The organism is Streptomyces cellostaticus (genome assembly GCF_023630175.1).
Classification (GTDB): domain Bacteria; phylum Actinomycetota; class Actinomycetes; order Streptomycetales; family Streptomycetaceae; genus Streptomyces; species Streptomyces cellostaticus_A.
Genome location: NZ_JALLIN010000015.1, coordinates 1 through 13,471, shown reverse-complemented (window position 1 = coordinate 13,471; position 13,471 = coordinate 1). Strand labels below are relative to the sequence as shown.

The following is a 13,471-nucleotide window of genomic DNA, read 5'->3' as shown; positions in this document are numbered from 1 at the left end:
CGACCGCTCGATAGCAAGGTGCTGGAGGATCCGTGGACCTGTCCCTGTCGACCCGTACCGTCGGCGATCGTACGGTCGTCGAGGTCGGTGGCGAAATCGATGTATACACCGCGCCCAAGCTGCGCGAGCAGTTGGTCGAGCTGGTGAACGACGGCAATTTCCATCTCGTCGTCGACATGGAGGGCGTGGACTTCCTCGACTCCACCGGGCTCGGCGTGCTGGTCGGCGGCCTGAAGCGGGTGCGTGCCCATGAGGGCTCGCTGCGCCTGGTCTGCAACCAGGAGCGCATTTTGAAGATCTTCCGTATCACCGGCCTCACCAAGGTGTTCCCGATCCACACCTCGGTCGAGGAAGCGGTGGCGGCCACCGACTGACCCAGGCCGGTCACCCGGTCCGGGCCGTTCGCCGGTCCGGACACCGGTCGGCCCCGCCCCGGGCCGGTCGGACCGGGTCCGGTAGTACAGCAGGGGGTGCGGGCTCTCGGCGGCCCCGCCCCCGAACCGCACGTCCGTAGTCGCGAGGGGGATGCATGGCCACCGTCGAACTCCGCTTCAGCGCGCTGCCCGAGCACGTCCGGACCGCCCGCCTGGTGGCGGCAGCGGTGGCGCGCAGGGCCGGAGTGGACGAGGCCGTACTCGACGAGGTGCGCCTCGCCGTGGGTGAGGCCTGCTCCCGTGCCGTCGGACTCCACCAGAGCAACGCCATCACGGCACCCGTGAAGGTGGCGCTGATCGAGGACGAGAAGCAGTTCTCCATCGAGGTCGGCGACGAGGCGCCGCACGCCGCCCCCGCCGAGCGCGTGGCCGGCGGAGCCGCCGCGGACGCGGATGTGGAGGCCGAGGAGGACGAGATGGGCCTCGCGGTCATCAGCGGCCTCGTTGACGACGTGGAGGTCACCACGGGCCGCGACGGTGGACTGATCCGCATGAGCTGGCCCACCGCCCCACCGGCCGTCACACTCGTCTGAACCCGCGCACCGCGCGTCCGGACACCGCGCACAGCGCATCGAAGGGCCCTGCTGAGCAGGGCCCTTCGCGCTGTCCCCGGCACGCCCGGGAATGCGTGAAGGAATTCACGATCAATACCTTGATAATTTGATCAAGCATCAATGTGGCCGTCAATGCCTTTGGGGCGTTACCTCTTTCGGGTTCGATGGCGGGAACTCGATCATTTGCTGAAGAGCGCAAGAAGGCGAATTCCGTTTACCGTCCTCTGTTTAGATCACTCCGGGGTACCTACAATCCGTCCACATCTTGAGCTCAGCCCAAGCGTCAAGGAGGACGAATGGCGGGGCTTTCTACCCCTCATCAGTTTGGCCACCCCACAACCCTGGCGGCCGCGGTACTCACGGACGACAACCGGATCATCGTGGCGGTGATCGCGGCCGTCGCCCTGGCCGCGCTCGCGGTCGCGGGCGTCCTGGTGCGCCAGGTGCTGGCGGCGGGCGAGGGCACCGACAGCATGAAGCAGATCGCCGAAGCGGTCCAGGAAGGTGCCAAGGCGTACCTCGCCCGGCAGTTGCGCACGCTCGGCGTATTCGCCGTCGTCGTCTTCTTCCTGCTCCTGCTGCTGCCTGCGGACGACTGGAATCAGCGTGCCGGACGATCGGTGTTCTTCCTGATCGGCGCGGTGTTCTCGGCGGCCACCGGCTATATCGGCATGTGGCTCGCCGTGCGCAGCAATGTGCGCGTCGCCGCCGCGGCCCGGGAAGCGACCCCGGGCGAAGGCGAACCCGAAAAGGATCTCACCACCGTCTCGCACACCGCGATGAAGATCGCATTTCGCACGGGCGGCGTCGTCGGCATGTTCACGGTGGGGCTCGGCCTGCTGGGCGCCTCCTGTGTGGTGCTGGTCTACGCGGCCGACGCGCCGAAGGTGCTGGAGGGCTTCGGCCTCGGCGCGGCCCTGATCGCGATGTTCATGCGAGTGGGCGGCGGCATCTTCACCAAGGCCGCCGACGTCGGCGCCGACCTGGTCGGCAAGGTCGAGCAGGGCATCCCGGAGGACGACCCGCGCAACGCCGCCACCATCGCCGACAACGTGGGCGACAACGTGGGCGACTGCGCGGGCATGGCGGCCGACCTCTTCGAGTCGTACGCCGTCACCCTGGTGGCGGCACTGATCCTCGGGAAGGCCGCCTTCGGCGACTCGGGGCTCGCCTTCCCGCTGCTCGTACCCGCGATCGGTGTGCTCACCGCCATGGTCGGCATCTTCGCGGTCGCACCGCGCCGGGCCGACCGCAGCGGCATGACCGCGATCAACCGGGGCTTCTTCATCTCGGCGGTGATCTCCCTCGTACTGGTCGCGATCGCGGTCTTCCTCTACCTGCCGGCGAAGTACTCCGACCTGAGCGGCGTCACCGACGCGGCGATCCGCGCCAAGGACGGCGACCCGCGGATCCTCGCCCTGGTGGCGGTGGCGATCGGCATCCTGCTCGCCGCCGTGATCCAGCAGCTCACCGGCTACTTCACCGAGACCACCCGCCGTCCGGTCAGGGACATCGGCAAGACCTCCCTCACGGGCCCGGCCACCGTCGTCCTCTCCGGCATCTCGGTGGGTCTGGAATCGGCCGTCTACACCGCCCTGCTCATCGGGCTCGGCGTGTACGGCGCATTCCTGCTCGGTGGCACCTCGATCATGCTCGCGCTGTTCGCGGTCGCCCTGGCCGGCACCGGCCTGCTCACCACGGTCGGCGTGATCGTCGCCATGGACACCTTCGGGCCGGTCTCGGACAACGCGCAGGGCATCGCCGAGATGTCCGGTGACGTCGAGGGCGCGGGCGCCCAGGTGCTCACCAACCTCGACGCGGTCGGCAACACCACCAAGGCCATCACGAAGGGCATCGCCATCGCCACCGCCGTCCTCGCGGCGTCGGCGCTCTTCGGGTCGTACCGGGACGCCATCACCACCGGTGTGCAGGACGTCGGCGCGAAGCTCACCGGTCCCGGCGCGCCGATGAGCCTGTCGATGGACATCTCGCAGCCCAACAACCTCGTCGGCCTCATCGCGGGCGCGGCGGTCGTCTTCCTCTTCTCCGGACTCGCCATCAACGCCGTGTCGCGTTCGGCCGGTTCGGTGGTGTTCGAGGTGCGGCGGCAGTTCCGTGAGAAGCCCGGGATCATGGACTTCACCGAGAAGCCCGAGTACGGCAAGGTCGTCGACATCTGCACCAAGGACGCCCTGCGCGAGCTGGCCACACCCGGTCTGCTCGCCGTCATGGCGCCGATCTTCATCGGCTTCACGCTCGGCGTCGGCGCGCTCGGCTCCTACCTCGCGGGCGCCATCGGCGCGGGCACGCTGATGGCGGTGTTCCTCGCCAACTCCGGCGGTGCCTGGGACAACGCCAAGAAGCTGGTGGAGGACGGCCACCACGGCGGCAAGGGCAGTGAGGCCCACGCCGCCACGGTGATCGGCGACACGGTGGGCGACCCCTTCAAGGACACCGCCGGCCCGGCGATCAACCCGCTGCTGAAGGTCATGAACCTGGTCTCGCTGCTGATCGCGCCCGCGGTGATCAAGTTCTCCTACGGTGACGACAGGAACCTGGGCGTGCGGATCGGGATCGCGATCCTCGCGCTGCTGGTCATCATCGTCTCGGTGTACGTGTCCAAGCGGCGCGGAATCGCCGTCGGCGACGACGAGAGTGCCGAGCGGGTCTCCAACTCGCCGGACGCGGCGGTGCTTTCGTAGGCCCTCTGCGGCGGGCCTGCGCAACTGGCGGGCGGGCGGCACGCGCTGACGTGCCGCCCGCCCGCTGCGTGCGCGGTGCCGCGCGGGCCGTGAGCCTTCTCTCCCAGGGTGCAAAGAATCACAAAAGCAGCCTTTTCGGTCCTTCGGCATGTGGGGTGTGTCGGTATGCCGTGTAGATTCCGGGGGCCGAGAGCCATGGAAGGGACCGATCCGGTGAACAAGAAGCTCACGGCCGCACTGTCCGGCGGTGCGGTACTGGTAGTGGCGTTGTCGGGATGCAGCAGTGAGGACAGCGGGCCTGACCCCAAGCTGGTCGCCTGGGCCAAGACGGTGTGCGACGCCGTGCCCGGGCAGGACGCCAAGATCAGGGAGGCGAACGCCTCGATCGCCAAGATAGCCACGGACAGCAACCTGCCGCCCAAGACCGCCAAGAGCACGTACTCGACGGCCTTCCAGGACATGGCCGACGGCTACAAGGGGCTCGCCGCCGCCATCAACAGCGCCGGAGCGCCCCCCGGGGTCGACGACGGCGCCAGGCGGCAGAAGGACGCCGCCAAGAACCTCTCCGGCCTGGCCACGGCCTACGGCGACCTGAAGAAGAAGGTCGACGGGCTCGACACCAAGGACCAGGGCAAGTTCGCCAAGGGCCTGCACGAGGTCGCCGACCAGACGAAGCAGATCGGTGAGCAGAGCAACAGCGGCACGGAGGCGCTGAAGCGGCTGGAGCAGGGCGACGTGAAGGAGGCGATCGCCGAGCAGCCGAGCTGCAAGGTCGCCACGTCCGGCTCCGCCCCCGCGTCGGCCACGACCGGCTGACCCGGCCGACCACCGGAGCGCCGGACGGCCGCTGACCCGTACAGCGGCCGGAGAGCCGGACGGCCGGCCCGACAGGCGGACGGACGCCGGCGGGCGGCCTCCACGGACGTCCGGCGCCGCCGCCCGACCGGGTTCTCCGCGGGCCGGCGGACCGGGGCGGTCCGCGCGCGCTGAGGCGGCCCCGGCCCGCCGCGCCGGGCCACAATGGGTGTGTGACTGACTCCGGCCCCGCCCCCCTGCCCGCCACCGACCGGCCCGACGTCGCCGCACGCCTGCGCGACGCCCTGCTCGCCGCCTCCTTCACCGCGGACGGGCTGCTCGATCTGCTCGGCGCCCCCGCCTACACGGCGCTGGCCCGCAGCGAGACCGTGCCCGCGCTCCGGGCCACCCGCGGCGACACGCCGCTGGAGACGCTCGTACGCCTCTTCCTGCTCCAGCAACCGGTGCCCCACGCGCGCGTGGCGGCCGTTCTGCCGGTCGCGCAGGCGCTGGAGGGCGGCTGGCTCACCTCCGTGGCCGGCGACGAGGTCGCCGCGACCGTGGACGTGCGGCCCTATGGCGGCCCCGACGGCCAGGACTGGTTCATCGTGTCCGACCTGGGCTGCGCGGTCGGCGGTGCGGGCGGCATCGGCAGGCGGGACGGGGGAGTGGTCCTGGGCGTCGGGGGCGCCTCCATGACCCTGGCCGGCATCACCGTGCGCACGCCCGTCGCCTCCGCGCTCGACCTCGGCACCGGTTCCGGCATCCAGGCCCTGCACGCCTCCTCGCACGCCACACGCGTGACGGCGACCGACGTCAACCCGCGCGCACTGCACATCACCGCGCTCACCCTGGCACTCTCCGGCGCGCCCGCCGCCGACCTGCGCGAGGGCTCGCTGTTCGAGCCGGTCCGGGACGACGAGACGTTCGACCTGATCGTGTCCAACCCGCCCTTCGTGATCTCGCCGGGCGCGCGGCTGACGTACCGCGACGGCGGCATGGGCGGGGACGATCTGTGCCGCTCGCTCGTTCAGCAGGCGGGGGAACGTCTCAACGAGGGCGGGTTCGCGCAGTTCCTGGCCAACTGGCAGCACGTCGCGGGGGAGGAGTGGCAGGACAGGCTGAGGTCGTGGGTGCCGCGCGGGTGCGACGCCTGGATCGTGCAGCGCGAGGTGCAGGACGTCACGCAGTACGCCGAGCTCTGGCTCAGGGACGCCGGCGACCACCGCGGTGACCCGGCCGACTACCAGGCGCGCTACGACGCCTGGCTCGACGAGTTCGAGGCCCGCAAGGTCAAGGCGGTGGGCTTCGGCTGGATCACCCTGCGCAGGACCGGGGTGGCGGAGCCCACGATCACCGTGGAGGAGTGGCCGCACTCGATCGAGCAGCCGCTCGGGGAGGCGATCCGGGCGCACTTCGACCGTCTCGACTACCTCCGGGACCACGACGACGCCGCCCTGCTGGAAGGCCGCTTCCGGCTGATGGCCGAGGTGGTCCAGGAGCAGGTCGGGATGCCCGGCGCCGAGGACCCCGAGCACGTGGTGCTGCGCCAGAACCGCGGTATGCGCCGCGCCACGAAGGTGGACACGGTCGGCGCGGGCTTCGCGGGTGTGTGCGACGGCACACTGAGTGCCGGCCGCATCCTCGACGCGATCGCCCAGCTCGTGGGGGAGGACCCGGTCCTGCTGCGCGACCGCACCCCCGCCCAGATCCGGCTGCTGGTGGAGCAGGGCTTCCTGGAACCGGCGCTCCGGCCCGACGCGGGGCGCGACCGGTAGTCGGTGGCGGGGCGCGGCCGCACCCCACGCGCCGCGCCGCCGCGGCGACCCTCCCGGAGCCGTCGTAGCCGCGTCCGGATCGCCGTCGTATGCCGGTGGCACAGGCCGGAACGCGGCGGTGCCGGTAAAACGGCCGGAAAAGTACGGGCTCGGTGCCGGCCGGGATCCGTTCGCGCCCGCACCCGGTGGCCCGGGGCCTTCCGTTCACCCGGATGTCGCCGGCCCGTCGCCCGCGCGTGCCACCCTCCCCGCTCTGGGCACGGCGAACGGCGCGGAAGGGACGGGCGGGGGCATGGAGAGCGGACCGGCGATCTTCGCGGGATTGGTGTTCGCCCTGTTCGGGGGCGCCCTGCTGGTGTGGACCGGCATCCGGGTGCGGCACCGCGAGCCGGTCGCCCAGGGTGTGAGCCCGGTCGCATCGGCCACCCTCGCCGGTGTCGCCGGAGTCGTCGCGCTGGGCCTGGCCGCGTACTGCCTGACCCGCCTCTGACGTCGGCGGCAGTGGTGCCGCCCCGGTAATGGGAGCGTCACGCTCCGGACAGGGGAGCGGGGACCGGCGTGCGGTCCGGGCGGCAGGAATGCCGGTAGTCGGGTTACCGTTCGAGTGGCCGTTGTGGGCTTTTCCCGTTTGACACGGGGGCGGGATGTACCGTCACACTCCGCAGCGTCACACGAGCCAGAAGCACGCCGCGACCCCGGGACGAAGGCCGGGAGAGCGGTCGGCGTCGACCGGAGAGAAGAGCGAAGTTGTCCCCGACCAGCGAGACCGCACAGGGCGGCCGCCGACTCGTCATCGTCGAGTCGCCTGCCAAGGCGAAGACGATCAAGGGCTACCTGGGCCCCGGCTACGTAGTCGAAGCGAGCGTCGGGCACATCCGCGACCTTCCGAACGGTGCCGCGGAGGTACCCGAGAAGTACACCGGCGAGGTGCGCCGGCTCGGCGTGGACGTCGAGCACGACTTCGAGCCGATCTACGTCGTCAACGCGGACAAGAAGGCGCAGGTCAGGAAGCTCAAGGATCTGCTGAAGGACTCCGACGAGCTCTTCCTCGCCACCGATGAGGACCGCGAGGGCGAGGCCATCGCGTGGCACCTCCTCGAGGTCCTGAAGCCCAAGGTCCCGGTCAAGCGGATGGTCTTCCACGAGATCACCAAGGACGCGATCCGCGAGGCCGTCGCCAACCCGCGCGACCTCAACCAGCGCATGGTCGACGCCCAGGAGACCCGCCGCATCCTCGACCGCCTCTACGGCTACGAGGTCTCGCCGGTCCTGTGGAAGAAGGTCATGCCGCGCCTGTCGGCCGGCCGTGTCCAGTCCGTGGCGACCCGGCTCGTCGTCGAGCGGGAGCGCGAGCGCATCGCCTTCCGCTCCGCCGAGTACTGGGACCTGACGGGCACCTTCGCGACCGGCCGGGCCGGAGACCCCTCGGACCCGTCGTCGCTGGTCGCGCGCCTGCAGACCGTGGACGGCAGGCGGATCGCGCAGGGTCGCGACTTCGACTCCCTCGGGCAGCTCAAGAGCGCGAACACCCTGCACCTCGACGAGTCGAACGCCCGTGCCCTGGCCGCGGCGCTGGAGAGCACCCGCTTCTCCGTGCGCTCCGTCGAGTCCAAGCCCTACCGCCGCTCGCCGTACGCGCCGTTCCGTACGACGACGCTGCAGCAGGAGGCCAGCCGCAAGCTCGGCTTCGGCGCGAAGGCGACCATGCAGGTCGCCCAGAAGCTGTACGAGAACGGCTACATCACGTACATGCGCACGGACTCCACGACGCTGAGCGACACCGCCGTCGCGGCCGCCCGTGCCCAGGTCACGCAGCTCTACGGCGCCGACTACCTGCCGGACCGGCCGCGTACGTACGCCGGGAAGGTCAAGAACGCGCAGGAGGCGCACGAGGCGATCCGGCCCTCGGGTGATCGTTTCCGCACCCCGGCCGAGACCGGTCTGACCGGCGACCAGTTCAGGCTGTACGAGCTGATCTGGAAGCGGACCGTCGCCTCTCAGATGAAGGACGCGACCGGGAACAGCGTGACCGTGAAGATCGGTGGCACCGCCGCCGACGGCAGGGACGTCGAGTTCAGCGCGTCCGGCAAGACGATCACCTTCCACGGCTTCCTCAAGGCCTACGTCGAGGGCGCCGACGACCCGAACGCCGAGCTGGACGACCGCGAGCGCCGGCTGCCGCAGGTCGCCCAGGGCGACGCGCTGTCCGCCGAGGAGATCACGGTCGACGGCCACGCCACCAAGCCCCCGGCCCGCTACACCGAGGCCAGCCTGGTCAAGGAGCTCGAGGAGCGGGAGATCGGCCGCCCGTCGACGTACGCGTCGATCATCGGCACGATCCTCGACCGCGGCTACGTGTTCAAGAAGGGCACGGCCCTGGTGCCGTCGTTCCTGTCCTTCGCCGTGGTCAACCTGCTGGAGAAGCACTTCGGGCGGCTCGTCGACTACGACTTCACCGCGCGCATGGAGGACGACCTCGACCGCATCGCCCGCGGCGAGGCGCGTGCGGTGCCGTGGCTGAAGCGGTTCTACTTCGGCGAGACGGGACCGGACAGCGGCTTCGGCGCGGACGCCGCGGGTGGCGCGGCCGACGCCGGCAACGGCGACGGGGACCACCTCGGCGGCCTCAAGGAGCTGGTGACCGACCTGGGCGCGATCGACGCGCGCGAGGTGTCCTCCTTCCCGGTGGGCAACGAGATCGTGCTGCGGGTGGGCCGCTACGGCCCCTACATCGAGCGCGGCGAGAAGGACACCGAGCAGCACCAGCGCGCCGACATCCCGGCCGACCTGGCGCCCGACGAACTGACCGTGGACCTGGCCGAGGAACTGCTGGCCAAGCCGAGCGGGGACTTCGAGCTGGGCACCGACCCGGTGAGCGGCCACCAGATCGTCGCCAAGGACGGCCGCTACGGCCCCTACGTCACCGAGGTGCTCCCCGAGGGCACCCCGAAGACCGGCAAGAACGCGGTGAAGCCGCGGACGGCGTCCCTCTTCAAGTCGATGTCGCTGGACACGGTGACCCTCGACGACGCGCTGCGGCTGATGTCGCTGCCGCGGGTCGTCGGCGCGGACACGGAGGGCGTGGAGATCACCGCGCAGAACGGCCGCTACGGCCCCTACCTGAAGAAGGGCACGGACTCGCGCTCGCTGCAGGCCGAGGAGCAGCTCTTCACGATCACGCTGGAGGAGGCGCTGGCGATCTACGCCCAGCCGAAGCAGCGTGGCCGGGCCGCCGCCAAGCCCCCGCTGAAGGAGCTGGGCGAGGACCCGGTATCCGGCAAGCCGGTCGTCGTCAAGGACGGCCGCTTCGGGCCGTACGCCACCGACGGGGAGACCAACGCGACCCTGCGCTCCGGCGACAGCGTCGAGACGATCACCCCCGAGCGCGGCTTCGAACTGCTCGCCGAGAAGAGGGCGAAGGGCCCCGCGAAGAAGACGGCGAAGAAGACCGTGAAGAAGGCCACCGCGAAGAAGGCCGCTCCGGCGAAGAAGACCACCGCCAAGAAGACGGCGGCGAAGAAGACGACGGCCGCGAAGAAGACCACGGCCAAGAAGACGGCCGCGAAGAAGACCACGGCGTCCAAGGCGACGGCGTCGAAGGCGACGGCTTCGGGCACGGAGGACTGACCTCCGGCCGCCGCCCGGACCGTCACTCCGGCCGGCTCCGGCTTCGCGAAACGAACGCCCCGGCATCACCTCGATGCCGGGGCGTGCACACGTCAGGAGTAGTGGGTGTGGTGTCGGCGCCTGCGGATAGGCTGAACGCATGACGCGAGCCGAGCAGCCCACGGCCCCCACGCCAGCACCGGACGACGCCCTGGTCGCGGACTCCCGCGAGCGCGCCGTGCGCTCCCTGCTGCGCCGACCGCAGGTCAAGCGCCTGTGGAGCGCGCAGCTCGTGAGTGGTGTCGGCGACTGTCTCGCCCTTCTCGTGCTGGTCGTCCTGGCCCTCCAGGCGGCCGTCGCCGAGAGCTCCTTCGGCGGGGGGTACCGGGGCGCGGCGTTCGCAGTGGCGATCGTCTTCGCGGTGCGCATCCTCGCCACCCTGCTCTTCGGCGCCGTCCTGCTCGGCCCGCTGACCGCGCTCATCGACGAGGAGGGCCCGCTCGACCGGCGCTGGACCATGGTCGGCGCCGACGGCCTGCGGGCCGCGCTGCTGATCGTCGCGCCCCTGTGGATCGACTGGATCCCGGACAACGCGCTCGCCGTCCTGCTCGTCACCGTCTTCGTCACCGGCGTCGCCGAGCGGCTGTGGACGGTGTGCCGGGAGAGCGCGGCCCCCGCCCTGCTGCCCGCCCCGCCCCCGGAGGGAGCGACGGTACGGCCGCTGCCGGACCACCTGGACGCGCTGCGCCGGCTCGCGCTGCGCACCGCCTTCCTGGCCGTCCCGCTGGCCGCCGCGACCCTGGTCGTCGCCGCACTGCTGAACAACCTGCTCGGCACGGGCGTGGCCTGGTTCGACCAGCACCAGGCGGCCCTCGGCTCCTATGTCGCGGCCGGTCTGTTCGCCGCGTCCCTGTCGGTGCTGACCGCCCTGGAGCTGCCCGGCACACGCACCCCCAGGCCGCGGTCCCCGCTGGAGGGGCTGCGCCGCCCGCGTACCGGCACCGGGGTCGACAAGGGCCGCACCGGCGCCATTCCCCTGCTCGTCCCGGCCTGCGCCGCCGTCGCCGGAGCCGTCGCCGCCGCCGTCGCGGTCTGCGTACTGCACGCCAAGGACCTGGGCGGCGGCCCGGTCCTGTACGGCCTGCTGGTCCTCGGCCTGACCGGCGGTACCGCCGTCGGCATCCGCACCGCGCCCTCGGTGCTGCCCTCGCTCTCGCGCCGCCGGCTCCTCGCGCTCGCCATCGCCTTCACCGGCATCGCCCTGCTGGCCGCCGGGCTGGTCCCGGACGTCACCACTGTGCTGCTGATCGTCACGCTGGCCGGCGTCGGCGCGGGCATCGCCGCCAACACCGGGCACGCCCTGCTCGACCAGGAGACCGAGGAATACCGCCGGGCGCGCGCCACCGAGCACCTGCACGCCGTCGTACGGGTCTTCATAGCGCTCGGCGCCCTCGTCGCGCCCGTCGTCGCGGGGCTGATCGGCCCGCACCGGCTGGAGAACGGCAAGTTCGTCTTCGCGCACGGCGGGGCCTCGTTCACGCTGATGCTGGTCGGCGCGCTGCTGCTGCCGGTGGCCGTGATCGTCCTGGCCAAGGCCGACGACCGCTCCGGCGTCCCGCTGCGGCACGACCTCAGGGACGCGCTGCTCGGCGGCGACGACCCGGTCACCGCCCAGGCGGCGGACGGTTTCTTCATCGCCCTGGAGGGCGGCGACGGAGCCGGCAAGTCCACCCAGGCCGAGGCCCTCGCCGACTGGATCCGGGCCAAGGGGCACGAGGTCGTGCTGACCCGGGAGCCGGGCGCCACCCCCGTCGGCAAGCGGCTGCGCTCGATCCTGCTGGACGTGTCCTCGGCCGGTCTGTCCCACCGCGCGGAGGCGCTGCTGTACGCCGCCGACCGTGCCGAGCACGTCGACACCGTCGTACGGCCCGCCCTGGAGCGCGGCGCGGTCGTCATCTCGGACCGGTACATCGACTCGTCCGTCGCCTACCAGGGCGCGGGCCGCGATCTGTCCCCGACCGAGATCGCCCGCATCAACCGGTGGGCCACCAACGGACTCGTCCCGCACCTCACCGTCCTGCTGGACGTCGCTCCGGAGGCCGCCCGCGAGCGGTTCACCGAGGCCCCCGACCGCCTCGAGTCGGAGCCGGCGGAGTTCCACGCGCGGGTACGGGCCGGTTTCCTCACCCTCGCCGCCTCCGACCCCGGCCGCTACCTGGTGGTGGACGCCGGGCAGGAGCCCGAGGCCGTCACCACCGTGATCCGGCACCGGCTCGACACCGTGCTCCCCCTGTCCGAGGCCGAGATCAAGGCCCAGGAGGAGGCCCGGAAGAAGGCCGAGGAGGAGGCGCGCCGCAAGGCCGAGGAGGAGGCCGCGCGCAAGGCCGAGGAGGAGCGCCTGGAGCGTGAGCGCCAGGAGCAGCTCGCCAAGCTGCGCGCCGAGGAGGAGGAGCGCAAGCGCCGCGAGCTGGAGGAGGCGCAGCGCCGTGAGGCCGAACGGCAGGCGGAGGAGGCCCGGCGGCGGGCCGAGGAGGCCGCCCGCAAGGCGGAGGAGGAGCGGCAGCGACTGCTCGCCGAGGAGAAGGCCCGTGCCGAGGAGGAGGCACGCCGCAAGGCCGAGGAGGAGCGCAGGCGCCGGCAGGCCGAGGAGGAGGCCCGGCTGCGCGCCGACGAGGAGGCCCGGCAGGCCCGGCTGCGTGCCGAGGAGGAGGCCAGGCGCCTGGACAAGCAGCGGAAGGCCGAGGAGGCGCTGCTGCGTGCCGAGGAGGCCCGCCGGCAGGCGGCCGCCGCGGCCGCCGCGGCCGACACCGCGGCCCGCCGGCCGGGCACGCCGCAGCCGAAGGTCCCGGGCATGACGCCCGACGCCGCGACCGTGGCGACGCCGGTGGTCGCACCGGGGGCGGCGGAGACGGTGCCCACGCCGGTGGTCTCGCCGGGCGACGACGAGACGGCGGTGCTGCGGCCGGTGCGCGAGGAGCGCGCCGAGGACGCGCGCACGGCCGGCCGCACCGCCGACTCCGAGGTGACGGCCGAGCTGCCGCAGCCGCCGGCCCCCTCCGGCGCCGCGGACGAGACGGCGGTGCTGCCGCCCGTGCCGTCCGGTGCAGCCGAGGAGACCGCCGTGCTGCCGCCGGTCCGGGACGACGACCCCGCCCACCGGCTGCCGCCCGGCTACTTCCGGGACGACTCCCGGGGCGGGCGGGACGCCGCCCGGCCCGACGGCGCCGAGGACCGCACGCGGGAGATGCCCCAGGTCGACGGCGACGGCACACCCCGCCGCCGGCCCCGGCCCGACTGGGCCGAGGAGACCCCGCTGGACGACCTGCCCTCCCTGGCGGACGAACTGCTCGGGTCCTACGACGGCCGGGAGCGGGACGGCTCCGGCGACGACGAGCCGCGGCGGCGCGGCCGCGGCCGGCGCGGCTGAGCGCGGACACCGGGGGCCCGTGCGCACGGGCAGGCCGGGCGGGGACGTCCGGGCGGCGGCCCCCCGACCCCCCCGGGGGCCCGCGCGCGCCCCCGCCGGGGGGGGGGGCCCCCCCCCCCGCCGCCTCGGCGACCGACGGGTGCGAGACCAGCGCCGACTCCACCTCGGTGGTGGA

Annotated in this window: 8 protein-coding genes; all 8 read left to right on the top strand. The window is 72.4% G+C overall.

From position 1 onward, the window contains the following. Nucleotides 1–32 precede the first annotated feature (32 nt). The 8 genes from bldG (at nucleotide 33) to tmk (ending at nucleotide 13,296) form a co-directional block, all read left to right on the top strand. Complete coding sequence (bldG, locus tag MXD57_RS11860) at nucleotides 33–374, top strand: anti-sigma factor antagonist BldG (RefSeq protein ID WP_010986038.1); 342 nt, start codon at nucleotides 33–35, stop codon at nucleotides 372–374. Nucleotides 375–529: 155 nt separating this feature from the next. Continuing rightward, nucleotides 530–967 carry an ATP-binding protein gene (locus MXD57_RS11855; protein WP_250401325.1) on the top strand — a complete coding sequence of 146 codons (438 nt, stop codon included), beginning with the start codon at nucleotides 530–532 and terminating at the stop codon, nucleotides 965–967. Nucleotides 968–1,284: 317 nt separating this feature from the next. Next, on the top strand, nucleotides 1,285–3,690 hold the full coding sequence (locus tag MXD57_RS11850) for a sodium-translocating pyrophosphatase (protein ID WP_250401324.1): 2,406 nt from the start codon (nucleotides 1,285–1,287) through the stop codon (nucleotides 3,688–3,690). 213 nt (nucleotides 3,691–3,903) lie between these two features. Further along, the gene (locus tag MXD57_RS11845) at nucleotides 3,904–4,506 is read left to right on the top strand and encodes a small secreted protein (RefSeq protein WP_250401323.1); all 603 of its coding nucleotides are present in this window, start codon (nucleotides 3,904–3,906) and stop codon (nucleotides 4,504–4,506) included. 212 nt (nucleotides 4,507–4,718) lie between these two features. Then, nucleotides 4,719–6,263: a DUF7059 domain-containing protein gene (locus MXD57_RS11840; RefSeq protein WP_250401322.1), complete on the top strand. Its 1,545-nt coding sequence runs from the start codon at nucleotides 4,719–4,721 to the stop codon at nucleotides 6,261–6,263. Between the two features lie 292 nt (nucleotides 6,264–6,555). After that, on the top strand, nucleotides 6,556–6,753 hold the full coding sequence (locus tag MXD57_RS11835; RefSeq protein WP_250401321.1) for a hypothetical protein: 198 nt from the start codon (nucleotides 6,556–6,558) through the stop codon (nucleotides 6,751–6,753). A gap of 257 nt (nucleotides 6,754–7,010) precedes the next feature. Continuing rightward, the gene (topA, locus tag MXD57_RS11830) at nucleotides 7,011–9,890 is read left to right on the top strand and encodes a type I DNA topoisomerase (protein WP_250401320.1); all 2,880 of its coding nucleotides are present in this window, start codon (nucleotides 7,011–7,013) and stop codon (nucleotides 9,888–9,890) included. A gap of 139 nt (nucleotides 9,891–10,029) precedes the next feature. Beyond that, complete coding sequence (gene tmk / locus MXD57_RS11825; RefSeq protein ID WP_250401319.1) at nucleotides 10,030–13,296, top strand: dTMP kinase; 3,267 nt, start codon at nucleotides 10,030–10,032, stop codon at nucleotides 13,294–13,296. Nucleotides 13,297–13,471 lie beyond the last annotated feature (175 nt).

Coding starts and splice junctions, on each gene's coding strand:
- MXD57_RS11855 (WP_250401325.1), top strand. CDS start 530: ATGGCCACCGTCGAACTCCGCTTCAGCGCGCTGCCCGAGCACGTCCGG.
- MXD57_RS11835 (WP_250401321.1), top strand. CDS start 6,556: ATGGAGAGCGGACCGGCGATCTTCGCGGGATTGGTGTTCGCCCTGTTC.
- MXD57_RS11850 (WP_250401324.1), top strand. CDS start 1,285: ATGGCGGGGCTTTCTACCCCTCATCAGTTTGGCCACCCCACAACCCTG.
- tmk (WP_250401319.1), top strand. CDS start 10,030: ATGACGCGAGCCGAGCAGCCCACGGCCCCCACGCCAGCACCGGACGAC.